Here is a 26903-nt window from a genome sequence, read left to right as displayed (position 1 = left end):
CATTTGAAAGTAACAACTTATCAATGTGTTAGAGGTTTTAGTTCAAAAAATAATGAAAAGGAAGTGAAAATAGTAGACAAAATTTAAAGTGTGTGAAAATATTCACAAACGTTGATATAACAGGATTTCTCGAGATTTCAAGACATCATACCTATTACAAAAATGCATAGAAAATAATAAGCTAATATACTGTACATTATGGAAATGTGGTGTTAGAGTATATGTAAGTTAAAAATGTGAACAAAATTTGAGCGAACAATAAAATTAATAAATTTTTAAAAAAAGTGATTTGTTCAAATTAAGAAAAAAAGGAGCCACATAAAATGAAATTACTTGCACCAAAGCCATTTACAATTGAAGGCGGAAAAAGAGCAGTCCTCCTACTTCACGGGTTTACTGGTAGTACGAAGGATGTAAAAAAATTAGGACAATTTTTAAATAAAAAGGGATATACATGTCACGCGCCAATGTATCGTGGTCACGGAGTTAGCCCTGAAGAAATTCTTCGTTACGGCGCAAAATATTGGTGGGAAGACGTAACAAGCGGCTACCATCATTTAAAAAGCTTAGGCTATGAAGAAATCGCAGTAGTCGGCATTTCATTAGGTGGCGTGTTTACATTAAAAGTAGGCGCGGAATTCCCTGTTAAAGGTGTTGTATCAATGTGTGCACCAATTAAACGTCGTTCAAGTGACGGTTTATTCGAGCGTCTATATAAATACGCTGAAGTATACAAAAAATTCGAAGGCAAAGATGAAGAAACAATTGCTAAAGAATTAAAAGAGTTAGAAAACATGGATCGCCACGCAATTATGGAAATTCAAAAAATGATTGAACATACAAGCGATGAAATCGGTGAAATCGACACACCAACACTTGTATTACAAGGTAAACTAGATGATGCACTATACCAAGAATCAGCACCATTCATTTTTGATACAGTAGATACAACAGAAAAAGAAATCATTTGGTATCCAAACTCAGGTCACATTATCACTCTTGGTCAAGAACGCGAACAAGTATATCAAGATACATTAGAATTCTTAGATCAATTAGATTGGCAAGCATCAGCAGAAGCAACAAACTCATCTGTACAAGCACTATAGTATATAGTCAGTCATCATAAGATTTGTTTAGAGAATAAGCTGAATTATATTTGTAATATGAAAGTGAGACATATTGTATGTCTCGCTTTTTTTATGTAAAATAGGGCGAATTTCTGACGAAAATAGCATAATTGACCTAATTAACTAAAAAATCCTTTATAATAAAAGAGAAGAAAAAAGAAAGGATGAGGAATTTGGCAAATATCCCAAATTGTCCACAATGTCAGTCAGAGTATGCATATGAAGATGGAAATCTTTTCGTCTGCCCAGAGTGTGCGCATGAATGGACAGCTGAATCACAAAAAGAAGCAGAAGAGTCTGCGAAAACACGCGATGTCAATGGGAACGAACTACAAGACGGTGACGTGGTAACAATTATAAAGGATTTAAAAGTTAAAGGTGGTTCAGGACCTTTAAAAGTTGGCACAAAAGCGAAAATTCGTTTAGTTGATGGTCCAAATGGTCATAACTTAGAAAGTAAATTTGATGGTGTTGGTACACTTTATATTAAGTCCGAATATGTGAAAAAAATATGATTGTACTTATCCTTGTTATCCTTTTATTTCTAGGATTAACGATTGTTTTTGCTCTTGGAAAAGGTGAGATGCTCATTGCAGGCTATAATACAGCTTCAAAAGAAGAAAAGGAAAAAGTGAATACTGTACGCATGTGCAAAGACTTTTCGAAAATGACAGGTGCGATTACACTATCCCTTGTCCTCTTTCTTCCGGGCGCATTATGGAATCAAGAGATTTACTTTATTTTAGGAACAGCTGGCATTATTTTAGCGACAATCATTGGATTAATTTATATGAATACAGGTAATCGCTACGACCGAACATAATAAGGAATTGTAGAGAGGTTAGGGAATGAACTAGCCTCTTTTTTCTTTGTGTTGAAACGGTAATGAATTTATTTTTTTTACGTGATAAAATAATAAGGAGAAGTTTTAAACTCGCAATCCTTTGTATTGCTGAGCTGAGTAGAGTAATGGAGGCATTTGAATGAATGAGAGAAAAGGACAGTGGTCAACAAAGTTAGGCTTTATACTGTCATCAGCAGGAGCTGCGATTGGTTTAGGCGCAATTTGGAAACTACCGTATGTCACAGGGACGAGTGGAGGAGGAGCATTCTTCTTACTGTTTGTCTTGTTTACACTGGCGATTGGTTTACCGATGTTAATTGCGGAATTTATTATTGGACGTGGTACACAGAAAGAAGCAGTATCAGCATATAAAAAGCTGGCACCGCAGACAGCATGGACATGGATTGGAAGACTAGGCGTTGTTGGTTGTTTCTTGCTTTTATCCTTTTATAGCGTCATTGGTGGTTGGATTGCCGTTTATACAGGAAAAGCATTGGTCGGTCAAATCATCATGCCATCTTTAGATGCAAGTGCTTTATTTGGACAAGTAACGGGTTCACCGATGATGACAATTATCGGATTAATTATTTTTACATTGTTTAATGTACTTGTAGTAGGATTAGGGATTCAAAATGGTATTGAAAAAGCAAATAAAGTAATGATGCCATTACTATTTATTTTCTTTGTTATTTTAGTCGTACGTGCACTGACATTACCAGATGCGATAGAAGGTGTATCCTTCTTCTTAAAGCCTGATTTTTCAGCGATTACATTCCAGTCAGTTTTATATGCATTAGGGCAAGCTTTCTTTGCATTAGCAGTTGGATTTTCATGTATGGTGACATATAGTTCGTATTTAAAAAAGAATGAAAGTCTACCTTATGCAGCAGGTTCAGTTGTATTAATGAATATTTTTGTATCTTTATTAGCAGGTCTTGCAATTTTCCCAGTTGTTTTTTCTTTTGGATTAAAGGCATCTGAAGGACCAGGATTATTATTTGTTGTATTACCAACTGTTTTTCAACAGTTACCATTTGGTGAGATTTTCTTCGCACTATTTTTATTATTATTCTTGTTTGCGACACTAACATCATCGTTTAGTTTATATGAAATTATTGTTGCAGCTCTGCAAGAAAAGTATCCAAATGCACGCAAGAAAATTACATGGTTTTTAGGTGTTATTGTAATTGTAGCGGCAATTCCAGCTGCTTTATCATCAAGCACATTAGCTGATTTTCATGTTTTCGGTAAAACAGTCTTTGATGCCACTGACTTTTTAGTGAGTAATGTGTTATTACCATTAGGAAATCTCTGTATCGCACTATTTATCATGTATAAAGTAGACAAGAACTTTACAAAACGTGAATTTTTAGCAAGTAGTCAACTATCGACAGGTTGGTATACATTATGGCGCATATTGATGTATACAGTTGTACCAATTGTGATTATCATCGTCATGTTTTTCTTAATCAAATCATAATGAAACAGGTTGGACAAAACATTTTAATTCCCTTTTTAATATTTGCAACGAAAAACTGGAATCGTGCCACAGCGCGATTCCAGTTTTTTTAGGCTCATTAAGGAATTAGATTATTTGAAAGGGACAAAACCGTGCGCGAAAGGGAATCATCGCCATTGAAAGGGACAAATCCGCGCGCGAAAGGGAATCATCGCCATTGAAAGGGACAAATCCGCGCGCGAAAGGGAATCATCGCCTCCGAAAGGGACAAAACCGCGCGCGAAAGGGAATCGCCGCATTTGAAAGGGACAAAACCGCGCACGAAAGGGAATCATCGCCATTGAAAGGGACAAATCCGCGCGCGAAAGGGAAATATCGCTGATGAAAGGGACAAATCCGCGCGCGAAAGGGAATCATCGCCTCCGAAAGGGACAAAACCGCGCACGAAAGGGAATCGCCGACGATGAAAGGGACAAATCCGCGCGGTTGAAAGGGAAACAGGGCATTATTAGCTTTCCGTTTAGAGAAGCGTGCGTGTTGTTAATTCGTACAATAAGATCAACCTTTTTTCTAAGAAAAAAGGTTGGATAACATTTACAATAAAAAACTGAAGCCGCACTACAGTGCGATTCCAGTTTTTATGCTCATACGAAAGGTTGTTCTTACGCGTATATCCCATTCTATTTGTATTAATTCATCTCTAATTGATTTAATAGATTCGTTAATTTATTTAAACTTTGCTTTAGTTCTTCGCGTTGTTTTGGTCGTTTATTCGTCGCAACATCGACAACTGCTTCAATTTTTTCGTTATTTTTTAAATAGATTTGGTACGTCACATAGCCTACGTGATTTTTGAATAATTTTTCGATTTTTTCTGCATCGAGTTGTACATGATCGCGTGTTTTTTCAAATACGATGGTTTCATCTGCCGTTGCTTCAATGCGTTCTACGTCTTGTAAGTTGAACTGATGATTGTGAATACGACTAATAAATTCATTATCTGTTGTGACATAAAAATCAAGGTTTCCATTTTGATGATAAAAAGCTAATTTAATATTCGATACAGGTTTTGCTGTTTGGTCTGCACGTTTAATAATGAAGAACACAAGTAAAATAAGCAAAATTAAAGCCGAAAGAGCAAAAATGAATATGTACATAGAAAAAACCTCCATTATTCGTAATCTTTTACTTAGTATATAATAAAAAGAGAAAGAGATGTACAAAAAAATGCACAAACTACATGATAAACTAAATAAAAATAAAAAAAGGAGTGTTTTCTTTGAAAATTTTACACACAGCTGATTGGCATTTAGGTAAAACTGTGCAAGGAACATCCATGTTAGAAGATCAAAAATATATCTTACAACAATTCCTTCAAGTAGTTGATGAACAACACCCCAATGCGATTATAATCGCAGGAGATTTATATGACCGTTCCGTACCGCCTGTAATAGCAGTTCAACTATTAGATGATGTCTTTGAGGAGATTGTAAAGAATCGTGAAATTCCTCTTTTAGCTATTGCAGGAAATCACGATAGTACGAGTCGTGTTGATTTCGGCTCGACTTTATTTAAAGAAAGCGGCTTATATGTAAAAGGAAAATTAACAAAAGAAATGAAGCCCGTTCGTTTAGAAGATGAACATGGACCTGTTGATTTTTATCTGATTCCATTTGCTGACCCACAAGAAGTTCGCTATGTATTTGAAAAAGAGGATGTACATACGAATCAGCAAGCAATGGAGACGATTATCGAAGCAATTCAGCCTACGACAAATCGTTCAGTTTGCATTGCCCACGCTTTTGTTACAAAAAATGGTGAACAACAGGAGAATCCAGATGAAGGAGAACGTCCATTATCAATTGGTGGTTCGGAATGTATTGATGCGAGTTTATTTGAAAAATTCAACTATACGGCACTGGGTCATTTACATCAAGCCCATTTTGTTGCCCATGAAAAAATTCGTTATAGTGGTTCGCCGCTTAAATATAGTGTATCTGAAGCAACCCATCAGAAAGGTGTTCTCATGCTTGAGTTAGACGCTGAAGGGCATGTAACGATTGAAAAAATTCCTTTAAAACCCATTCGTGACTTACGACGAATCGAAGGGTATATGGAAGATTTATTAAAGTTACCTGCAAGTGAAGATTATGTGTATGTGACATTACTAGATGAAGCACCAATTCTTTCACCGATGGAGAAAATTCGTACGGTCTTTCCGAATGCGATGCATATTGAACGCCCTATTATAAAAGGGACATTAGAAGTAGCACCTGTTGAAAATAAGCGAGCGATGGATACGGAAACCTTATTCCATTCCTTCTACACTGAAATTACAGGTTCAGAGCCGAATGAAGCGATGACTCAGTTATTTCAAGAATTAGTAGAAGAAGAACTACGTAAAGAAAGAGAGGCAGAATAATGAAGCCAATTCGTTTAAGTATGACTGCATTTGGTCCATATAAAGAGAAAGAAACTATTGATTTTACGAAACTACAAGGTCATCAAATTTTCGTCATTTCAGGTGCGACAGGCGCAGGGAAGACAACGATTTTTGATGGGATTTGTTTTGCACTTTATGGTAGCGTGAGCGGTGAAGAGCGTGAAAATGCGAAAACACATCGTAGTAATTTTGCGACAGATGATACGCATACAGCGATTGAATTAGTGTTTGAAATGAAAGGAAAAACATACCGTATTTTACGCCAATTAGCCCATGTAAAAGCAGGAAATAAGACGGCTACAGGCGAGAAAACGGAATTTGTTGAGATAACAGATGAGGGGGATATTCCTGTACTTGATTCGCATCGTGTACGTGATTTGAACGATCGTTTAGAAGAGATTATTGGCTTAACAAAAGAACAATTTAAGCAGATTGTTATGTTGCCACAAGGGGAATTTCGTAAGCTATTAACGTCCGATTCACGTAATAAGGAGCAAATTCTGCGTAAAATCTTTAAAACAGAACATTTTGAAGAAATGACAAAACGCTTAAAAGATAAAAAAACAGAAGCCGAAAAGCAATTACTTGCGTTAGAAACAGAGCGTGCAACATTTATTCGCCAAATAAAAGAAACATTACCAGAAGCGGATCGCCCGCTATTTCATGTATTTTCAAAAGAGTATCAATCACCTGTACAAGTCATTGAAGGCTTACAATATGAACAAGTGTACTATGATGCAGAAGAAAAGAAAGTACAAACAGCTCACGCAGAGAAACAACAGCTATTTACAGAGAAACAACAGATGGTGCATGCGGCAGAGCAGTTTAACTTAACATTAGAGGAATATCAAAAAGTAGCAGCGAAGTATAAAGAGCTTTTACAACGCGAAGCGGAAATAGAATCGATTCAAAAACAGTTGAAACAAGCGGAGCGAGCAGAGCACATTATTCCGTATGAGCAAGCTTTTCGTGAACAACGAAAACGAACGGAACAATTAACAGAGCGTGTTGCGTTTGCAAAACAACAACTACAGCAAGCGATTGAAAAAAGAAATGTGGCAAAAGAAGCGCAGATGAATATAGAACAGCAATTGCCTCTTTATGAAAAACAGAAAGAACAATTACGTGAATGGCAACGTATTTTACCATTTTACGAAGCGGTTAATCAATTAGAACAGCAATATAAAGAACAGCAACAACAATTGGTAAAAGCAACAACAAACAAAGAACAATACGATACCCAATTGCAACAAGCAATAACGCGAGTAAAGCAAGCAGAAGAACAGTATGATGTACTGATGAAGCAGTTAATTGACGAAACAGCTTACTACGAACAGTTAACACAGCTAAAGCAAGTAGAACAACTATTATCTGCACAGCGAGAGCAACGCCATAAACTAAAAGAGTTAACAACACAACATGACATGACGCGTACACAGTTACAAGAGCAAAATACAAAACTACATCAAGTAGAAGAACAATGGCTTGCTAATCAAGCGTATGTCTTAGCAGAACAACTAGTTGTAGGCGAAATCTGTCCCGTATGTGGAAATACAGTGAAAGAAAAGATGCAACAAACACAAACAGTGAAAATCACGAAAGAAATCGTTGAACAAGCTAAAATAGCACAACAACAAGCAGAGCAAAAAGCACGTCAGATTCAAACACAAGTAGATATTTTAAATAGCGATATGCAAAAAACAGCGGAGGCATTACAACAAGTAACGGTTGCATATGATGAAGCAACAAATGCTGAAACGATTCAAACACTTGAACAAACTCTTAATAAGAATAACCAACAAAAAATACAAGCGCAGGAATTACAACAACAGTTAACGCAATTCCGCAAACAAGTCGAGCAATTACGTGAACAACAGCAAGTATGTTTACAACAAGTAAATCAATTCCAAATGACCGTTCATACAACAGAGCTACAATTACAGGACAAAAAGCAACAATTACCCGTGGCATTTGCGACGAAACAACAAGTTGATGAAGCGATTCATGAGACTACACAGCAAGTAGCGCTATATGAACAACAAACAAAACAAGTTAATGAAGCATGTGAAGTAGCAAAGCAACAACATACAACGCAAGAAGCAAATGTGCAAAATATGAAGCAACAACATGCAGAAGCACAGGAGCAGCTGTCACAATTGCAACAACAGCTACAAGAAAAAGTATTGGCAGCAGGCTTCCGAGATGGAAAAGAATACACAGCCGCACGTTTAGAAACAGCTCAAATGAATACACTTCAAGAACGAATTACACAATATGAAAAAGAACGCTACGCGACGGAAGAATATTTAGAAAAACAACAACATTTAGCACAGGCAGAGAAGAAGAATGTTGAGGTGCTAAAAGAAGAACTACTTACGATAAAAGAACAAGTCGATTTATACGTGAAGCAACTTCATCAAATTGAAAGCTATCGCCAATCTATTACTCGCTTTATTCGTTATTTAGAACAGGCGCAAGAGAAGTCAGCGCAATTAGAAGAACGAGCGAGTCAGATTATTCAACTATATGACTTAATGGCGGGGAAAAATGCACAAAAAATTTCGTTTGAGCGTTATTTGCAAATTGAATATTTAGAGCAAATTATACAAGCGGCGAATGAACGATTAGTGCCATTAACGAACGGACAGTATCGCCTACTTCGTAGTGAGCGCGTCGATTCGAATGGTAAGCAATCTGGTTTGAGTTTAGATGTGTATGATGCTTATACAGGGCAAGAACGTGATGTTAAAACATTATCAGGTGGCGAACAATTTAACGCATCTCTTTGTTTAGCATTAGGTATGAGTGATATCATTCAAAGTTTCCGAGGAAATGTCCAAATGGATACGATGTTTGTAGATGAAGGCTTTGGTACATTAGATGAAGAAGCACTTTCAAAAGCAATTGATACATTAGTCGATTTACAAAAAACGGGGCGTATGATTGGGATTATTTCGCACGTTGCAGAATTAAAAGAAACTGTTCCAGCCACACTTGAAGTTCGTAAGACAAAAGAAGGATACAGTCATACAACGTGGAATATAAAATAGCCATTTAATATACTGTATACAAAAAGAATCGCTCAATGAGTGGGCGATTCTTTTGTATTAAGCATCAAATATATTGTTTGGTTGTACTACTTCACGTGCAATGGCAATCGCGCCATTTTTACGTAAATGAAGAATCGCTTCATCACTTGCATTTAAAATCTTATCGATGTAGTAATCTTGTTTCGCAGGATCGATGCCCATTCCTTTAAACTCATCTCGAAATGCATACGTATAGACACTTTTTTCTTGTTCTGTTAATTGAATATCGTTCTTTGAACCTTCCATAATCTAACATCCTTTTGTATAATAGAGTTAGTTTTATTATAACGTGTTCTGAATCATAGTGAAACTTAATTGCGAGTCGTTCGTATAAAATAGAAAAAGGGTGTGATTCAATATGATGTGGGTAATGATTATTATCGTAGCTTGTGTAGCAATCGGTAGCGATGTCTATGTCAAGCGTTTAAAATTTAAAGAACGCACAATGAAAATAGAGCAGCAAATGCTTGATAAACAGTTAAAACTGGAGCATGTAAAGAATGAAAACTTTAAACTTGAAACAGAGCGTTTACGTTTAGAGTTACAACAAGATTTACAAAAATCACCGTCAAAAACAGAACTACTTGGTTTAAAAGAAGATTGAATTTTCATGAGAAAGAGACTGTAAGTGTAAAAATATAGTATGAGAAAAACTGGAATCGCGCTGTGGCGTGGTTCCAGTTTTTTCGTTGCTAAAAAAGTTTTGTTTATTTAAATTGTTGCATCGCTTCACTCATAAATTGTGTTAACCCTTCACCATACACATCAATCTGTGACTTAAAACGAGGATCTTGTACATACAGCTGACCTAAACCGCGAAAGGCCTCTTTTGAATAGTTCCCAAAATATTGATTTAAAAAGTAATAGAACTCTTTCATCGCTTGTTGAACAGTCGGAGAGTCAACAGCTTCATGGCGAATCGCTGCTAGGCGCGTCCATTGTTGTTGCCACTTTTCTTGTAAGGCTTCATCATCGAACTGTGCAATCTTTTCTTTGGATTGATTGACTACTTCGTCTCCCCATTTTTCACGTGCTTCTTGTTCATATGGATTCTTTTTAAAATCTAATCCATTAAATTTTTCTTCATTTGTCATGTGAATACCTCCTTCTTTTGCTTCAATCGTTTGCTGAATGGTTTGCGCCATACGTTCAAACTGTTTTATTTTTTCATCTACTAATTGTTTTTGAAAATACAAAGCTTCGAGCTGATTGTACGCGTCTTGTGTCATCATCTGTTGAATTTGTTTGAGTGAAAATCCAAGTGTTCGAAAAAATAAAATTTGTTGTAATCGATCAACAGCTTCATCGTTATAAAGTCGATAACCTGCATCATTTTCAGTTGTAGGTGGCAATAAACCAATTGCGTCGTAGTGATGAAGAGTACGAACAGATACACCGACTAAATCAGCTAATTGTTTGATTTTATAAATTATTATCATCTCCTTTCTAAAACCACTATAAAGTCTAACGTAACGTGAAAGTCAATAGATATATCGAAAGTAACGTGTATTTTTGGTATGAAAGGGTATAAAAGGAGAGAGTTGTAAGAATGCTCGGTTAATATAAAAAGCGAGGAGAGATTAGAGTGGAAAATATTGTTGTTAGTTATAATAAGGTAGAGAGTGAAGCATATCAAACATTTACACAATTAAAGCGACGTGAAGGGGTGATTGGGAGTACAACGATTTCCAATGCAATTTTAATTAAGCGAAATGGTGCACAGCTTCAAACATTAGATGAGTATATGACATCGAATGAGAATGCATTAAAAGGTAGCTTGATTGGGGCCTTGATTGGTATTTTAGGAGGTCCAATTGGCATGTTGCTCGGTTTAGGAGTAGGTGCGATTGTTGGCTCGATTTCAGAAATAGAGGAGATAGAAACGGACTCATCATTAATTAGGGCGATGGCATCACGTTTAGAAGATGGAGATGTAGCCATTATCGCGCTCGTACAAGAAACAGATGAAAAGTTCTTAGATGAACTACTAAATGAGCATGAAACACGTATTGTTCGATATGATGCAGCTTTAATAATGGAAGAAGTTGAACATGCACAACAATTACAAAAAGATATGGAAAAGCAAACACGTCAAAAAATATCAGCAGAGCGTTCTGAAGAGCGTAAAGCAAAAGTAGCTGCGTATAAAGAAAAAATTAAGAGTCAATTTGAAAATTTAAAGAAAAATAAAAAACATAAAGACGATTCACAGTCAGAAGCATAAAAGAAAAGCAAGTGTCGTTAATTTTCATGACACTTGCTTTTCTTTATGAAAATTTTGGTGTTTTGACTTCAAATACTTGTTGAATTTGTCCATGTTCATCGAGTAACACACCATTCAACTGTCCACCGAATACAGCACCACCATCAATTCCGATGTAGCTTTTTTGTTCATTCGTCCAAATAGAATGCTTTTCAGCCTCATGTATGTAATGCGTTGGTGTATGGCCAAATACATTCACATAGGGCGTTTGATTTTGCTTTTTAAAATGTTCTCGAATCCAGATGAATTCATCTTCTGTTGTATGATGTAAATCTGCAAAGTCACTATTAAAGCCTGCATGCGTGAATAACACTTTTCCAAATATAAGAAAGTAGCGACTATTTCGTAAAAATGTAATCTCTTTTGCATAATGTTCTTTTAAGTAATCGGCAATCTGCGCACGCGACCAATTCGTAAAATCGACTGAAATAAGTGATTGTAATGTCACATCGCCGCCATTACGTAAAAAGCGTTCAGGCTTTTCTTTTAAATCAACATAATCTAAAAACATCTGATCATGATTTCCTCGAATAAGACGTACATCATATTGTGTTGAAAGTTCACATGCTCTTTCTAACACATGACGCGAACCTATACCACGGTCCATTAAATCTCCTAAAAGAATGAGTGGCATTTCGTGATCCCATTTTTTAAGTAGTGTTTCAAAAGCATCATCCATCCCATGAATATCACTCATTACAAAACATGTATTCAATTCTGTCATCCCCTTTGTGAAAATAGAAGAAAGTGAGGCTACAAGAACCTCATTTTCATAATTGTTTATTTTTTCTTTGGAATCGATTGGGTTTGCCAATCTTCCTGTAATTGCATTTTTGCAATATACATCATTTGCGCGATATGCCCAGCATAATGCACAAGTTGTGTCATTAAAGCAGCCATCGCGGGTGTTTCTTTCCCTTTTACCGAAACCATTTGGAGTAAGTCTTCTTGCGAAAGTGCATGAACAGTTTCGTAAAAAATCGCCCATGCGTCTTCCCACTCTTGCATAAGTTCTTCTTTTGAAAGTGTGTGAGGAGTGAATTCTGCATCGCGTTTACGAGACGCTTTTTCACCGTCTGTTGTGAGGAAATCAGTACTACGTGAGCGCATATTACCAACGATATGTTGAACGAGTACAGCGATACTGTTTGACTCTGAATCAGGTGCGAAATACAATTGTTCTTCAGTTAATTGCACAAGTGTACCGTCACCTTGTTTTTTAATTTTATCCATTTCTTGTAACATTGCTTTTAAAAAAATACTCATGTTGACCAGCTCCTTATGATGTCAGTATAACAAAAATTCCGTTTATTTGAAAAAGTAATCATATGTATTTTTAGCTAATAATACGACGGTTACAATAATGAAAAGAACACGAACATAGCCAGAGCCTTGACGAATAGCAAATCGAGAACCAACAATCGCACCGAATACTTGAGCAATCGCCATTGGAATACCGTAAGCATAATTAATTTGACCGAGAAAAGCGAACATGAACAGTGCAGCAAGGTTACTACCAAAGTTCATCAGTTTTGCATTGCCAGCAGCTTTTAAGAAGTCATGCCCCATCGTTAAGAAGGCGAAGATTAAGAAAGAACCAGTCCCAGGACCTAAGAAACCATCATAGTAACCAATTAAAAATAAGATGATGACGAATGTAAACATTTTTTGTTTGGAATGTTGCGCGATTTTTTCCATCGTGCCCCAATCTTTTTTGAAAATGGTGTAAACAAGAACGAGCGCCAACATAATGAGCATTAAAGGTTTTAAAAGTTCAGGATTCATTAAGTGGACGGAGAAAGCACCGAGTAGTCCGCCAAAGAATGTAAGAGGGAAGTATTTTAATCCGGCTTTAATGTCGAGCTTCCCAGAACGATAGAATGTAATGGTAGAAGTTAGAGAACCGACCATGCCAGCGAGTTTATTCGTCGCGACAGAAGTAGCAGGACTTAATCCTAAATACATGAGAGCAGGTAAACCGATTAAACCTCCACCGCCAACAACTGAGTCGATAAAGGCAGCGGCGAAACCTGCGATGAGTAGCATAAGTAGTAGTTGTGGATCTAAATCAAATGGCATAAGAATAAGTCCTTTCATTAGTTACTATCACAATAGTAACTAATTGTGGTATACTTGTAAATAAAGAATTCAGAAAAAAGAGAGGAGTGGCAATATGCAGAGAATTATTGAGATTTTAAAGCAAAGAGGTTATACAGAATACGAATCGAAAGCGTATTTAGCACTCATTCAAAATGGCGATGTGACGGCGTATCAAATTAGTAAAGATTCAGGAATTCCACGCGCGCGTATTTATGATGTGTTGAATAGCCTTATTGAAAAAGGAATTGTGTCAAAACAAGAAGCAACGGATAAAGTCCGTTATCAAGCATTGCCTGTCGAGGTGTTTTTACAAAAGACAGCAACAAGTTGGCAACATGAATTTACACAACTATCGGATACATTAAAAGAATTAGAAGAAAAAAAGCAACAAGAAAAACCGACCGTTCTTCATTTACAAGAAGAAGAAGCGATTCTCAGTTACTGTCGTACGTTAATTGGACAAGCAAAGGAGAAAATTTTAATTTCGATGTGGGATGATGTTTACGAGTTATTGCGTCCTGTATTAGAAGAAGCGGCGAAAAAAGTAACGGTGCATGGCATTACGCTACATGTAGAGAATGGTTTACCGACAGTTGACCGTCACCGCGCAACCTATTTTACAGAGAAGCCAACAGCGAGTCGCTGGTTTATCGTGTCGGTTGATAGTACACATATGATTTATGGCCCTTCACTAAAAGAACGACCACTTGCTTTTTATACAGATGACCCTATACACATTCGTTTATTAGAAGATTATATATGGCATGATGTCCTCGTAAACCGTTTAGTACACCGTAGTCAAGATACACTAGAAGATTGGGTGAAAGAACAGCGCGCAGCATTTTTCCTACAAGGATACTGAACACGTAGAAAATTTGCCTCTATACAAAAAATGGTATATTAATAACAATAATACCTATTAATGGTATTATAGTAAGGGTATTAAAATACGCTTTCTTTTTGAAAGGGGATTGCCATCCATGAAGGGGACATATGGTAAAAAATCGTGTTCAAAGATTCTTTTGTTATTTTCTATTTTGAGTGTTTTCATGATATTAAGTGCTTGTAGTAATAAGCTAGGTGAAGTAAAACAAGTCGATGTGTATAAAATGGAGAGTTTTGATCAAGTTCAAAAAAATTCTGTCGTTACGTTTAAATCAGATGAAGAAATAAAATCATTTGAACAGGCTTTTACGCATTTGCAAAAGCAAAAGGGAAAAGTCGATATAATGGACCCTGAATATAAAGTAGAGCTAGGAGATAAAAGCTACTTCATGTGGTTAAATCAAGAGAAAATAGCTGTTATGGATACAGAAGATACAGAGACTGTATATCTTTTAACAGAGGATTATTCAAAACGTATAAAAAAGATCATGGATTCAACTAAATAATGTGCTTGTTCCTTTTATTTTAAAAATAAGAGGGCTTTTTTGCGAAAATAGAAAAAAAGAGCCTGAAAAGACTCTTTTTATAGGCTAGATATCCATATTAAACTTACGTAACATCTCCATTAATTTTTCTTTTTCTTTTAAATATTGTTCTTCTGTAACAGTTTTGTCTTCTAGCATTTTTGCTAATTCTGCTAGCTTGCGCATAAGCATCATGCGATCTAATTCATTCATTTGTGCCATCTATGCCGACTCCTTTAAACATAATCCTCTACAGTGTACTATTTAAAGTGCTTGTCGCACAACATTTTTATAATACTGTGTCGTTAAAAGGGCGAAAATGGAATAGAGTAAAATATAAATTCCCATCGTCACAAAGAGTGGTGTATAAAGTTCTGTACCAAAGAACATCCATCCGGATTTGACCGCAAAGTAACTGTGCAATAAACCAATTACGAGCGGAATACCAAAATTAAATAGTTGCTTCATAAAGATGCCACGCATAATCTCTTGTTCAGAGAAGCCGATTTTTCGCATCGTTGTAAACGAAGTTCTTTCTTCATCTGCTTCTGACATTTGTTTAAAGTATAAAATACTACCAGATGTAAATAAGAAAGCAAGACCGATAAAACCAGCGATAAAAATAACAAGCCCCATCTGTTCTTGTAGTGCCTTAATTAAAATGGCTTTTGGTTTTGGATGCAGTTCTTGTTTTTTCGATTTGAATGCGCCATCATTTGTAGTTTTAAAGTAAAGCTCTGTAGCCTGTTTGATGTCCTGATCTGGAACTGTATAGCCTGTGAATGAATGCCAAGCTGTCATTTTTTGAACTTTTTTATTTTCTTGTAGTTGTTTAAATAACGCATCTGAAACAACGACTGCTGGAACGCCCGATGTTAAATACGAAGGAACAATCGCCTGTTTTTCAATAGTTTTGACTTCTAAATTTTTTGTAAGACCTGGGAGTAACACTTGAATGGTACGCCCGCTTTCAAGTGGAATAATACTCGCCATCATTTGACTGTAGCCTGTTAAGTAAGCTTCATCATCTGTTATGTTAATGGAAGGGAATACTTTTTTAGCGTCAGAGAATGCGACAACTTGTGTTTTGTTTGAAATGTTTTTAAGTGCATCATCTGTAGGTTTTTCCTTCAATAAATTTTGTGTGTCGATATCGGCACTTACAATCTGGAACGTTTGCTTTTTAAAATCAATCTGTTCCTTTTTTAATTGCTGTTCAAAAGAACCTTGGTTATTGAATGTAACAAAATCATATGATGAATTTTGATTCGCTGTAGCATGTACGCCATAATAAGCGATTGAGCCGAGTGACAAAATGCCAAGTGCAAGTGCGGTTAAAATCGTAATAAGTGATAGCGAAAGTGAGCTTGAACGAATCCGGTGAATAATGGGTGTTACTGCTACAACATCTGTAATATGGAGATGTCCTTTTTTACTCGAGCGGATGACGTTGAATAGAAAAGAAACAGAGTAACGGAAAAATAAAAATGTTCCAACGATAACAGAAAATAAAATAATCGCCATCGCAATAAATAAGTCATTCAATGTAATCGTATTTTTTACTTCGAATAAAATGCTCGAACGGTAATAGCCGAAAGCAATCAATATAATGCCAAGTAGTCCAAGAACGAGCTGATAAGGCGCGATTTTTTTGACTTGCTGTTCGGACTTACTTTCAGCTTGGAAAAGATCTAATAGCTTTGAACGGGCGATAAGCCACATTGTTTGTAATAAGATAAAACCAAAAATCATCGCAAAAACAACAAGTGTTTGTACTAGTGCATCTGTCGAAAAGTACATCTCCACAAAATCATCGCTACCGATGACTTTTAAAAAGGCCATTGTGAAAAAACGTGAGAAGAAATAGCCAATTAACACGCCAAGACTAACTGCGGATGTGAAAAGAATAAAGTTTTCAATACAAATCATGCTATTAATTTTTGATTTTGGCATACCAATGAGTTGATATAAGCCAATTTCACGACTGCGACGCTTCATAAATAGGTGGTTGGCATAAAAAACAAAGACAGCCACAATGATGATTAAAATAATCGAACCTACTTGGAAAGCAGCTCCCGCTTTTAAATCGGCGTTTCGCATATGTGTGACATCATCATTTGACGAAATCGTTGTGAATGAAAAGTAGAGTGTAGCACTAAAAATTAAAGCGAAGAAATAAAGATAATAGTGACGAATATTTTTTCGCATACTTCGAAAGACAAGCGTATTAAAGCTCACGTAAATCACCGCCTAATACAGCTTGTGTATTCATAATCTGTGCAAAAAACTGTTTATGTGTTTGATCCCCTTTATATAATTCCGTATAGATTGAACCATCTTTTAAAAAGAGTACGCGATTACAATAGCTTGCAGCTACAGGATCATGTGTGACCATCATAATTGTTACACGATAAGCTTTGTTTAATGCTTCTAAACTTTCAAGTAGAGAGGTTGCAGATTTTGAATCAAGTGCGCCTGTTGGTTCATCTCCAAAAATAATCGATGGTTTCATAATTAATGCACGTGCAGCAGCTGTTCTTTGTTTTTGACCACCTGAAATTTCATTCGGATATTTATTTTTTAACTCTTCAATCCCAAGTTGTTTCATCAGTGTCACACAGCGAGACTCTGCTTCGTCTTTTTTAATTTTATTCACAGCGAGTGGTAGTAGAATATTTTCTTTAACCGTCAATGTGTCTAAGAGGTTGTAATCTTGAAAGATAAAACCCATCTCTGTTCGACGCAATTGTGCTAATTTTTTCGACGATTGCTCATGTAACGCATGTCCATTAATTTCGACAATGCCGCTAGTCGGTGTATCAATCGAGCATAAAACATTTAATAATGTCGTTTTGCCAGAACCCGACGCGCCCATAATCCCCACAAATTCACCAGCTTGTACATCTAAATCAATCCCTTTTAATACTTGTTGTACGTTTTGTTTTTTACCATAACTTTTTGTTAGTTTACGTGCTTTTACAAGATCCATTGTATATTGCCTCCTTCAAGTCTTATATTCATCTTAAAGCGAATCGATGTGACAATCGTTCGTTTTACGTGACATTTTTGTCATATTGCTTGAAGGTCGACAAATGTATTCGGGTGAGGGAAGTATAAGCGAACGGTTGTCCCTTGTTTGACAGTTGAATCTACTTGTAGTTGGATTTTTAGTTTACGCGCGATATTCTGTGCTAAATAAAGACCCATCCCTGTAGCCGCCTGCTGTTTACGTCCGTAACCTCCTGTGAAGCCACGTTGAAAAACGCGTGGTAAATCATGTTGCTCAATCCCGACACCTGTATCTTGAACGGCTAAAAATGTATGCCCATCTTGTGATGTCCCACTGTAAATATGAATGGATTGACCAACGTGACTATATTTAATCGCATTCGATAAAATTTGACGCAAAATAAAGCGTAACCATTTTGCATCACTATAGATGGAAGTAGAGAAGTCGTCTAAATCAATTTCAAGCTCTTTTTCTAAAAACCAACTTCGTAGCTGTTTGATTTCGTCTATTACAAGTGGACGGAGAGAGACCTCTTGTAAAATTAAATCTTGTTCTAGGCTTTCCATGCGTAATGTATGTAATGTCTGATCTAATAAAAAATGCAAGCGATGCCACTCTAAATCAATTTGCTGTTTTGCAGGGGACGGGGGGAGTGCATCAATCATGAGTTTTTGCGCAGTTAACGGTGTTTTCATCTCATGAATCCAACGTATTTGTTCATCAGCCTGTTCTTGAAACTTCGTGAATAATTGATTTTCAGCTTGTTTTAATTCTACACGTAACCGCTCATATTCTTTTTCATAAAGTCCCATAACAGAAGAAGCATGATAAGAAGAAAAGGCCTGTTTTTTTAATTGTTTTCGCCACCATAGGGCATAAATACTTACAACCACTACTACAATAAATAATGATGTCCCATTCAAATAAATAACAGAAACAGTCTGTAAGCCTGTATCCAATACAAATAAAAGATTCATCCAAAGAAATAAAACAAATAATAATAAAAACCAGATGAGATGATCTTTAAAAAATAGTTTCATCATGTTGCCAGGTTTCCTTTCGTCACTGCTACATACCCTAATCCTTTTTTCGTTTCAATGACATTATCTAAACCGATGTCACTTAATTTATGGCGTAAACGGTTCACGTTTACGGTTAAGGTATTGTCATTGACGAAACGCTCATCATCCCATAATCGACGCATTAAATCGTCTCTTGAAACAATTTCATCCGGTTTTTCTAGTAATACTTTTAAAATGAATTGCTCATTTTTCGTCAGTTCGACTTGTCGGTGATTGCGTAGGAGAACGCTTCTTGCATAATCAATTTGAATGTCATTCCATTGATGTACCGTTTCTTTTTCAACTTGTGTATACTCATAAGTTCTTCTTAAAAGTGCTTGGATTTTAGAGAGTAATACATCCATGTGAAAAGGTTTTTGTACATAATCATCTGCTCCTAATTGCATCGCCATAATGGAATCCATTGGTTGGTCGCGCGAAGATAAAAAGATAATTGGAATTTTCGACTCTGCGCGTATTTCTCGACACCAATGAAAGCCATCGTATGCGGGTAATTGAATATCAATAATAACGAGAGCTGGATCTACACTACGCACCTCCTTCATAATTTGTTGAAAATCGTTTGCGATAGTGGTCTGTAAATCCCAATGCTGAAAATGCTGTTGAATTTGTCTGGCGATGGCTTCATCGTCTTCAATTAAAAAAATGCGTTTCATCTCTTTACTCGCTCCTTTCATCTACATGAATCATACGATAACCTACACGAATATGCGTTTGAATTAACTTAACATGTGGGTTCTCCAATTTTTTTCGAAGTGTTGTCATAAATACACGAAGATTTGGTAAATCTGTTTCTAAAGCATCCTGCCAAATGGACTTTAACAGAAAATTGTGTGTGAGAACTTTTCCAACATGCTTACTGAAGGTCTCTAATAAAATATATTCATTAGGCGTTAAATGAATTTCTTCCTCATATAAAAAGACGCGATTAGCATCATAATGAATGGTTAATGGGCCATTTTGAAAAGTCGGCTGTTCTTGTACATGTAGCGGATGTTGTACTCGGCGAAGTGCTACACGAATACGCGCTAATAATTCATCCATACTAAATGGTTTTGTCACATAATCATCTGCTCCAGCATCCAATGCTTGGATTTTATCGTGTTCTTCCCCTCTAGCACTAACAACGATGATGGGAATAGAAGACCATTGACGCGTTTTAGTGATAATTTCCTGTCCGTCCATGTCAGGAAGCCCTAAATCTAAAATCATCAATATGGGCTTTGATGTAAGTAGTTTTTCATAAGCTTCTTTACCAGAGCGCGCATGTTCAAAAGGGTAGTGCTGTAATTCAAGTGCCATTTGTATAAAATGCGTAATAGCAGGATCGTCTTCTACGATTAAAATAGGTTGTGTCATCATATATCGCTTCCTTTCTCTAAAGAAAATGTGAAAATAGCGCCATGTGGGATCGCATCTTTTACGTGTAATTCACTCTGATGAATCTGTAAAATATTTTGACAAAGTGATAAACCAATCCCTAAACCACGTTTTGCATCATGTTGTTTTAAGTGGTAAAAAGTAGTGGGATGGAAAAGAGCCTCTTTTATATTGGGAGAAATCCCTTGTCCATTATCACGTACTTCAATCCAAATCAATCCGTTTTCTTCATAAGCTTTTAAGCAAATATGACAATGTGGCTCAGTATGTTGAATGGCATTATCAAGTAAATTATAAATCACTTGTCTAATCAGGCGGACGTCCATTTTCGCACTTAAGTTTGGCTCTTGTATTTCAACCTGAATAGGTCGCTCTGAATGTTTCGCAATTTGCTCTAAACAATCTTGAAAGATATCTTCAATTAATTCTTCATGTATATGCAATGATAACTGTCCATTTGAAATTTTAGAAGCCGCTAATAAATTTTCAACTAATTGAATGAGTCGATTCGCATTATAATCTAAATCTTCGTATAGAGTATATTTTTGTTCGTTTGTTAATTGTGTCCCAGCTGTTTTTAATAAAGAAGCATGCCCAGAAATACTAGTGAGTGGTGTTCTTAAATCATGTGAAATAGAACGTAATAAGTTCGACTGAATTTGTTCCAGTTCTTTTTCTTTTGCTACTACCATATTTTCTTCTAGTAAATAGAACTGTTCGTATGAAAGCGTAAGTTCATTTAAAATAGCATACATAATTTGTTTTTCAAACTTTGAAAAAGGTTGTTGTTGTTTAAATGTAATCGCTAGTACTATCTGCACTTCATCATGAAAAGAGAAGGGAACATAATATGCAAAAGCGTCTTTAAAAATATTCGTTGTCTGACCAGCAGCTTTTTGATTATAGATACACCACTGTACAATTGCTTGTTCATTTGAATTCGCTAACTTTTTTTTCGCATGCTCATTTTGTTGTGTCGTTAAATGTGCGCAAGGGAAATAAGCTGCACTTTGTATCTTTTTTTGTTCAATTGTATAAAGCATAATGGGTGCTTGCGTATTTTTAATCATTTCTTGACATCCAATGTTCATCAGTTCGTCAACATTTTTGGCACTTTGTAATGTACGGTTGGCATCTAATAATGTTTCGATTCGGTAACTATTATAAATCGCTGTTTGCTCTTGTTTGCGAATCTTTTTAGCTAAGCTACTTGTTAGAAGCCCTGCTAAAAACATAATAAAAAATGTCATGGGATAGTCTTTATGATAAGCTTCAAATGAAAAAATAGGTTGTGTAAAAAGAAAGTTGAATTCTAAAACAGCAATAGCAGAACTAATAATGTTCATAAGCCAACTAGTAGTCCAAATTGCTACGATTAATACACCTAAAATAAAGATGGTAATAATGTTAGATTCACTTAATCCGAGGTACTGAAAAAACATGCCGAGTAAAGCGACGCATGTAAAGATACAAATCATTTTAAGAAAGTCCAGCCATTGTAAGGAAAGATCAATTTCTTTTCTTTTTGACTTTTTTTGCGCATTTTCATAATCAGGTACAATGTATAAATCAATTGATGGTATGAAAGCATTGACAGCATCTGTTAATTTTCGTCTTGTAAACCATGTTGTTTTACCCATTGTTTTACCTAGAACGACTTTGGTTACACCACTTATTTTTGCATAATTCGCGATTGCAGCAGATGGATTATTTTCTCGTAATATAATGACTGTGCCTCCTAATTGTTCAGCTAATTCGATATTTTTCTGTAGTCGTTCTTGATCCTCTGCTTCAAGTTCATTCGAGTCATCCATTACATACACACAAGAAAATTCAGCATGCAGTGATTGAACAAGACGAGCTGCTGTGCGAATAACCTTTGCATTCGTAGGTGAGCTACTAATACCGACAAGAATATGTTCTTTTGCATGTTCGAGTGGATTCCTTTTATGCACACTATCAGCGATTCTGCGCAGTGCGATTTCACGTAATGCAATTAAGTGTGGTAAGGTGAAGAAATTTTGTAATGCTTGTTTAGCTCGCTCAGGCGCATATATTTTTCCATCCTTTAGTCGTTGAATAAGTACACTTGGTTCTAAATCAACTAGTTGAATTTCATCGGCGCGGTCAATAATCCAATCGGGTACACGCTCATTTACAGGAATTCCTGTAATACTTTCGACTAGGTCATGCAAACTTTCAATATGTTGAATATTGATGGTTGTATATACGTCAACCCCACGATTTAATAATTCCTCTATATCTCCAAAACGCTTTTCATGGCGTAATCCAGGTGTATTAGAATGAGCTAATTCATCAATGACGACACATTCTGGCATCCTTTCAATAATTGCATTCAAATGAAGTTCTTGAAATACGCGACCTTTATAATGAACATCAATTGTTTTGATACATTCCAAACCATCTATCAATCTCTTTGTTTCAGGTCGGTCATGCGGTTCTATATAACCAACAACAATGTCTTTTCCAAGTGCAAGTTGTTCATGTGTTTCTTTGAGCATGGCATATGTTTTTCCTACACCTGCTGCGTATCCTAAAAAAATCTTTAATTTCCCTCTTTTTTTATTCATTCGAATAACACCACCTTTTCCTCATTATAACCATTTTTTATGAAAAAAAAGCGAGCTCTTTACATCTTAATGCCATCTTAATATTTCTTGGCGAATCTAAATGTCACCTTAATTTTTTTTATTTTATAGTAGTTTTACACAAGAAAGAAGGTGACGGATATGTTAGAACTTTTCATGATTGCTCTAGTTTTCAGTAGTTTCGGCGTGTTATTTGCTTTTACACAATGGTGTAATCATAAGTCGAAAAATCAATAGGAGGAATAACATGCTAGAGTTGTTTATTGTATGTCTGTGTATATTTGTCTATTTATTTTATGCACTATTGTATCCAGAAAGATAGGGAGGATTTATGATGTTACAGATTGTGTTCGTTTTAATTATCTACATACCGCTCGTATTACTTGTCGGGCGGTATGTATATCAAGTAACAATGAATCAAAAAACAGTTTTTAATTCTTTTTTTCAGAAAATTGAAAATATACTTTATAAAATAACAGGTGTGAAGCAGCAGGAGATGACAGGGAAGCAATATGTCATTGCTTTACTATTAAGTAATGCTTGCATGATTATAGTGAGTTATCTCATACTTCGTCTTCAAAAATATGTATTTTTAAATCCGAACCAAATTGAGAATATGGAACCGACGCTTGCATTTAACACAGTCATTTCGTTTATGACGAATACGAATTTACAGCATTATAGTGGTGAATCAGCGATGAGTTATTTTGCACAAATGATTGTTATTACCTTCATGATGTTCACCTCTGCAGCTTCGGGCTACGCAGTATGTATGGCATTTTGTCGTCGCTTTATTGCAAAAACAGATCGAATCGGTAATTTTTACAAAGATTTCACACGAATTATCGTCCGTATTTTATTACCTTTTTCATTCGTTGTTGCACTTGCACTCGTATGGCAGGGCGTTCCGCAAACATTAGCACAAAACCAGACGATTACAACATTGGAAGGCAAGTCACAGGATCTCGCGTTAGGACCGATTGCTTCGATGGAATCTATTAAACATTTAGGTACGAATGGCGGTGGTTTTAATGGAGCTAATTCTTCTACACCATTTGAAAATCCAACAGCTCTAACGAACGTAATCGAAATATTATCGATGATGTTATTACCAGGTGCATGCGTTGTAGCATTTGGTTTGATGATTGCCTATCGAAAGCAACCACATAAGCACGTTGTCATTGGAAAGCAGGGCGCGGTGTTATTCACTGTAATGGGTGCTCTATTCTTAATTGGACTTACTGCAATTTATATAAGCGAAAAGGCAGGTAATCCACTCATTACAGCACTTGGCATCGATCAATCAAATGGCAGTATGGAAGGAAAAGAGATTCGTTTTGGAATTGAACAATCTGCATTGTTTACAGAAGTCACAACAGCATTTACAACAGGGACGATTAATAATATGCATGATACATTAACGCCAATAGGAGGCATGGTTCCGCTATTTAATATGATGTTAAATGTCGTATTTGGTGGAAAAGGCGTGGGTCTTATGAATATGATGATGTACGTCCTATTAGCTATCTTCCTTGCTTGTTTAATGATTGGGCGTACACCGCAATTTTTAGGAAGAAAAATTGAAGCAAAGGAAATGAAGTTTATTGCCTTATGTATTTTAATTCATCCATTTATTATTTTAGGATTTTCTGCACTTGCTGTTTTAGCAGCAGGAGGTGTTGAAGGGATTACCAATCCAGGTGCGCATGGTTTATCACAAATTTTATATGAATATGCTTCATCAGCAGCAAATAATGGATCAGGATTTGAAGGGTTAGCAGATAATACGACATTTTGGAATGTCACGACTGGCTTAGCAATGTTCTTCGGACGGTATACGTCGATTATTTTACAGTTAGCCATTGCGACACTAATCGCCAGAAAGCCTGAACAACCAGATTCAGTTGGTACTTTACAAACAGATACACCACTTTTCGGAACATTCTTATTCACAATTGTTCTTGTAGTAGGTGCATTAACATTCTTACCCGCACTAACATTAGGGCCCATTCAAGAGTTTTTAACGATACGTTAAGGAGTGAAGAAAATGACAACTATGCAAAAAGAACAGATTTTTTCTAAAAAATTTGTTTTGTCGGCTTGTTGGCAAGCATGCTTAAAGTTTAACCCCATGTACATGGTGAAGAATCCAGTGATGTTTGTAGTAGAGATTGGCTTTTTCGCAACAATTCTATTTACGCTGTTTCCACAAATGTTACATGATGATTCGCCGCGTCTATATAATGCAATCATCGCTATTATTTTAGGAATCACCATCTGGTTTGCGAATTTTGCAGAAGCGATGACACAAGGACGCGGAAAAGCGCAAGTCGAAACGTTAAAGAAAACCAAAACGTCGATGCGAGCGCGAATTATAAAAGAAGGAAAAGAACAATGGGTTGAAGCTTCTACATTGATGAAGGGAGACCGAGTGATTGTTCGGGCAGGAGAAGTCATTCCAAACGACGGAGAAGTGATTGAAGGTGTAGCAACAGTTGATGAATCAGCTATTACAGGTGAATCAGCACCTGTAGTAAAAGAAAGAGGAGGCGACTTTTCTTCGGTAACAGGTGGAACGATTGTCACAAGTGATGAAATTATAATTGAAATTACTTCACTTCCAGGTGCTTCTTTTTTAGATCAAATGATTGCGTTAATTGAAGGGGCAAAAAGACAAAAGACACCAAATGAGATTGCTTTAAGTACATTATTAGTTAGTTTAACAATCATCTTTTTGCTTGTCGTCGTAACATTAAAGCCAATGGCAGATTACTTCGACTTAATGATTCCACTAGCGACTTTGATTGCATTAATGGTTTGTTTGATTCCAACGACAATAGGTGGCTTATTATCTGCGATTGGCATTGCAGGAATGGACCGTGTCACACAATTTAATGTGATTGCGAAAGACGGGCGAGCTGTAGAAGCCTGTGGTGATGTGGATGTCTTAATTTTAGATAAGACTGGAACGATTACATACGGCAATCGTATGGCTACATCTTTTCATACAGCGCAGACAGTAGAGTTACAAGATTTAATGGAAGCAGCTTATTATAGTTCACTAGCTGATGATACCCCAGAAGGTAAATCTATTTTAACGTTAATTGAACAAAAAGGTGTAGATATAACACGAACAACTCAAACTTTTGAGGAAGTACCATTTACTGCACAAACACGTATGAGTGGAATCAATTTAGAGGACGGGACAACCTATCGAAAAGGCGCATTTGACACTGTGAAAAAATATGTAGGATCTTGTCCGAATGAGGTAGAAGCAGCTGTTCAAATGATTTCAAATAAGGGTGGAACACCACTTGTTGTTACAAAGAATAAAGAAATTTTAGGTGCTATCTATTTAAAAGATGTTGTAAAAGAGGGGCTAAAGGAGCGTTTTCAACTCTTACGAAAGATGGGCATTCAAACGATTATGTGTACAGGTGATAATCCATTGACGGCTGCTGCTATTGCAGAAGAAGCAGGTGTAGATTCATTCATTGCGGAAAGTAAGCCTGAAGATAAACTCGAAGTGATTCGAAAAGCACAGCGCGAAGGTAAAGTAGTCGCGATGACAGGCGATGGAACAAATGATGCACCAGCCCTTGCACAAGCCAATGTAGGTGTGGCGATGAATTCAGGAACAAATGCTGCAAAAGAAGCAGCAAACATGGTGGATTTAGATTCAAACCCTACGAAAATCATTGAAATTGTACAAATTGGGAAACAGTTATTAATGACAAGAGGTGCTTTGACAACATTTAGTATTGCAAATGACGTAGCTAAGTACTTTGCGATTATTCCAGCTATCTTTTTAATAGGAATTCCAGGGATGCAAATGTTTAATTTAATGCATCTATCTTCACCGATAAGTGCTGTTTTATCTGCTCTATTATTCAATGCACTTATCATCCCATTACTGATTCCAATCGCAATGAAAGGTGTTCCGTATCGTCCGATGAGTGCAAATCGATTATTACGCAAGAATTTACTTATTTATGGAGTAGGGGGATTAGTTATCCCATTCATTGGTATCAAACTAATTGACGTAATCATTACACCTATTTTAAAAAGTTTAGGGTTATCATAGGAGG

Annotated in this window: 26 protein-coding genes; 13 read left to right on the top strand and 13 right to left on the bottom strand. The window is 36.2% G+C overall.

Going from position 1 to position 26903, the window contains the following annotated elements; translation table 11 throughout:
- The first annotated feature begins 323 nt into the window (after positions 1-323).
- The 4 genes from MHB75_RS05705 to MHB75_RS05690 all read left to right on the top strand — a co-directional run bounded on the left by MHB75_RS05705 (position 324) and on the right by MHB75_RS05690 (position 3451).
- Complete coding sequence (locus MHB75_RS05705; RefSeq protein ID WP_068453247.1) at positions 324-1106, top strand: alpha/beta hydrolase; 783 nt, start codon at positions 324-326, stop codon at positions 1104-1106.
- A gap of 194 nt (positions 1107-1300) precedes the next feature.
- Positions 1301-1642, top strand: a complete 342-nt coding sequence (locus MHB75_RS05700; RefSeq protein ID WP_141274783.1) for a zinc ribbon domain-containing protein YjdM — start codon at positions 1301-1303, stop codon at positions 1640-1642.
- Positions 1639-1950: a DUF3784 domain-containing protein gene (locus MHB75_RS05695; protein ID WP_340996415.1), complete on the top strand. Its 312-nt coding sequence runs from the start codon at positions 1639-1641 to the stop codon at positions 1948-1950. The genes MHB75_RS05700 and MHB75_RS05695 overlap by 4 nt, the downstream gene beginning before the upstream one ends.
- A 160-nt stretch (positions 1951-2110) precedes the next feature.
- Positions 2111-3451 (top strand): sodium-dependent transporter, encoded by a 1341-nt coding sequence (locus MHB75_RS05690; RefSeq protein ID WP_340996412.1) that lies wholly within the window; start codon positions 2111-2113, stop codon positions 3449-3451.
- Between the two features lie 668 nt (positions 3452-4119).
- Here MHB75_RS05690 and MHB75_RS05685 read toward each other — a convergent pair.
- A complete protein-coding gene (locus tag MHB75_RS05685; protein WP_068453255.1) occupies positions 4120-4587 on the bottom strand; it encodes a hypothetical protein in 468 nt (155 codons plus the stop codon).
- Positions 4588-4709: 122 nt separating this feature from the next.
- Here MHB75_RS05685 and MHB75_RS05680 point away from each other — a divergent pair, with 122 nt between their 5' ends.
- Entirely contained in the window at positions 4710-5852 is a 1143-nt protein-coding gene (locus tag MHB75_RS05680) for an exonuclease SbcCD subunit D (RefSeq protein WP_340996410.1), read from the top strand.
- On the top strand, positions 5852-8923 hold the full coding sequence (locus MHB75_RS05675) for an SMC family ATPase (RefSeq protein ID WP_340996409.1): 3072 nt from the start codon (positions 5852-5854) through the stop codon (positions 8921-8923). The genes MHB75_RS05680 and MHB75_RS05675 overlap by 1 nt, the downstream gene beginning before the upstream one ends.
- A gap of 57 nt (positions 8924-8980) precedes the next feature.
- On the opposite strand, the gene MHB75_RS05670 is transcribed toward MHB75_RS05675, so the two are convergent.
- On the bottom strand, positions 8981-9208 hold the full coding sequence (locus tag MHB75_RS05670; protein WP_068453261.1) for a hypothetical protein: 228 nt from the start codon (positions 9206-9208) through the stop codon (positions 8981-8983).
- Between the two features lie 112 nt (positions 9209-9320).
- Between MHB75_RS05670 and MHB75_RS05665 the strand changes: the two genes are divergently transcribed.
- The gene (locus MHB75_RS05665; RefSeq protein ID WP_082701406.1) at positions 9321-9566 is read left to right on the top strand and encodes a hypothetical protein; all 246 of its coding nucleotides are present in this window, start codon (positions 9321-9323) and stop codon (positions 9564-9566) included.
- 103 nt (positions 9567-9669) lie between these two features.
- Here MHB75_RS05665 and MHB75_RS05660 read toward each other — a convergent pair whose 3' ends face one another.
- Positions 9670-10401 carry a MerR family transcriptional regulator gene (locus MHB75_RS05660; RefSeq protein WP_340996407.1) on the bottom strand — a complete coding sequence of 244 codons (732 nt, stop codon included), beginning with the start codon at positions 10399-10401 and terminating at the stop codon, positions 9670-9672.
- A 146-nt stretch (positions 10402-10547) separates the two neighbouring features.
- Here MHB75_RS05660 and MHB75_RS05655 point away from each other — a divergent pair, with 146 nt between their 5' ends.
- The gene (locus MHB75_RS05655; protein ID WP_141274392.1) at positions 10548-11186 is read left to right on the top strand and encodes a DUF1269 domain-containing protein; all 639 of its coding nucleotides are present in this window, start codon (positions 10548-10550) and stop codon (positions 11184-11186) included.
- Positions 11187-11229: 43 nt separating this feature from the next.
- Here MHB75_RS05655 and MHB75_RS05650 read toward each other — a convergent pair whose 3' ends face one another.
- From MHB75_RS05650 to MHB75_RS05640, 3 genes are all read right to left on the bottom strand, one after another.
- Entirely contained in the window at positions 11230-11940 is a 711-nt protein-coding gene (locus tag MHB75_RS05650; RefSeq protein WP_340996405.1) for a metallophosphoesterase, read from the bottom strand.
- A 65-nt stretch (positions 11941-12005) separates the two neighbouring features.
- On the bottom strand, positions 12006-12491 hold the full coding sequence (locus MHB75_RS05645) for a DUF1572 family protein (protein ID WP_340996403.1): 486 nt from the start codon (positions 12489-12491) through the stop codon (positions 12006-12008).
- 42 nt (positions 12492-12533) lie between these two features.
- Positions 12534-13304, bottom strand: coding sequence for a sulfite exporter TauE/SafE family protein (locus tag MHB75_RS05640; protein ID WP_087680820.1), 771 nt, complete (start codon positions 13302-13304; stop codon positions 12534-12536).
- A 94-nt stretch (positions 13305-13398) separates the two neighbouring features.
- On the opposite strand from MHB75_RS05640, the gene MHB75_RS05635 reads away from it, so the two are divergent.
- Both MHB75_RS05635 and MHB75_RS05630 read left to right on the top strand, forming a co-directional pair.
- Entirely contained in the window at positions 13399-14187 is a 789-nt protein-coding gene (locus tag MHB75_RS05635; protein ID WP_340996399.1) for a TrmB family transcriptional regulator, read from the top strand.
- Positions 14188-14374: 187 nt separating this feature from the next.
- Complete coding sequence (locus MHB75_RS05630; protein ID WP_340996396.1) at positions 14375-14716, top strand: hypothetical protein; 342 nt, start codon at positions 14375-14377, stop codon at positions 14714-14716.
- An 84-nt stretch (positions 14717-14800) separates the two neighbouring features.
- On the opposite strand, the gene MHB75_RS05625 is transcribed toward MHB75_RS05630, so the two are convergent.
- The 7 genes from MHB75_RS05625 to MHB75_RS05595 form a co-directional block, all read right to left on the bottom strand.
- Complete coding sequence (locus MHB75_RS05625; protein WP_156422350.1) at positions 14801-14956, bottom strand: hypothetical protein; 156 nt, start codon at positions 14954-14956, stop codon at positions 14801-14803.
- 42 nt (positions 14957-14998) lie between these two features.
- A complete protein-coding gene (locus tag MHB75_RS05620; protein ID WP_340996393.1) occupies positions 14999-16942 on the bottom strand; it encodes an FtsX-like permease family protein in 1944 nt (647 codons plus the stop codon).
- Positions 16943-16961: 19 nt separating this feature from the next.
- Positions 16962-17723 carry an ABC transporter ATP-binding protein gene (locus MHB75_RS05615; RefSeq protein ID WP_087680822.1) on the bottom strand — a complete coding sequence of 254 codons (762 nt, stop codon included), beginning with the start codon at positions 17721-17723 and terminating at the stop codon, positions 16962-16964.
- An 80-nt stretch (positions 17724-17803) separates the two neighbouring features.
- Positions 17804-18787 (bottom strand): sensor histidine kinase, encoded by a 984-nt coding sequence (locus tag MHB75_RS05610; RefSeq protein WP_340996390.1) that lies wholly within the window; start codon positions 18785-18787, stop codon positions 17804-17806.
- Complete coding sequence (locus tag MHB75_RS05605) at positions 18784-19482, bottom strand: response regulator transcription factor (protein WP_340996387.1); 699 nt, start codon at positions 19480-19482, stop codon at positions 18784-18786. Before MHB75_RS05605 ends, MHB75_RS05610 begins: the two co-directional genes overlap by 4 nt.
- A 4-nt stretch (positions 19483-19486) precedes the next feature.
- Positions 19487-20185 (bottom strand): response regulator transcription factor, encoded by a 699-nt coding sequence (locus MHB75_RS05600; RefSeq protein WP_087680842.1) that lies wholly within the window; start codon positions 20183-20185, stop codon positions 19487-19489.
- Positions 20185-22797, bottom strand: coding sequence for a sensor histidine kinase (locus MHB75_RS05595; RefSeq protein ID WP_141274384.1), 2613 nt, complete (start codon positions 22795-22797; stop codon positions 20185-20187). The genes MHB75_RS05600 and MHB75_RS05595 overlap by 1 nt, the downstream gene beginning before the upstream one ends.
- 265 nt (positions 22798-23062) lie before the next feature.
- Between MHB75_RS05595 and MHB75_RS15090 the strand changes: the two genes are divergently transcribed.
- From MHB75_RS15090 to kdpB, 3 genes are read left to right on the top strand one after another with little or no spacing between them, the layout of a single operon-like run.
- Positions 23063-23137, top strand: a complete 75-nt coding sequence (locus tag MHB75_RS15090) for a potassium-transporting ATPase subunit F (RefSeq protein WP_368634018.1) — start codon at positions 23063-23065, stop codon at positions 23135-23137.
- 12 nt (positions 23138-23149) lie between these two features.
- Positions 23150-24850 (top strand): potassium-transporting ATPase subunit KdpA, encoded by a 1701-nt coding sequence (gene kdpA / locus MHB75_RS05590; protein WP_340996385.1) that lies wholly within the window; start codon positions 23150-23152, stop codon positions 24848-24850.
- A gap of 12 nt (positions 24851-24862) precedes the next feature.
- Positions 24863-26899, top strand: a complete 2037-nt coding sequence (gene kdpB / locus MHB75_RS05585) for a potassium-transporting ATPase subunit KdpB (RefSeq protein WP_141274382.1) — start codon at positions 24863-24865, stop codon at positions 26897-26899.
- Positions 26900-26903 lie beyond the last annotated feature (4 nt).

Origin of the sequence: Kurthia sp. FSL E2-0154, assembly GCF_038003625.1 — a bacterium.
Lineage (GTDB): Bacteria > Bacillota > Bacilli > Bacillales_A > Planococcaceae > Kurthia > Kurthia gibsonii.
This window is presented reverse-complemented; position numbering and strand designations above follow the sequence as displayed.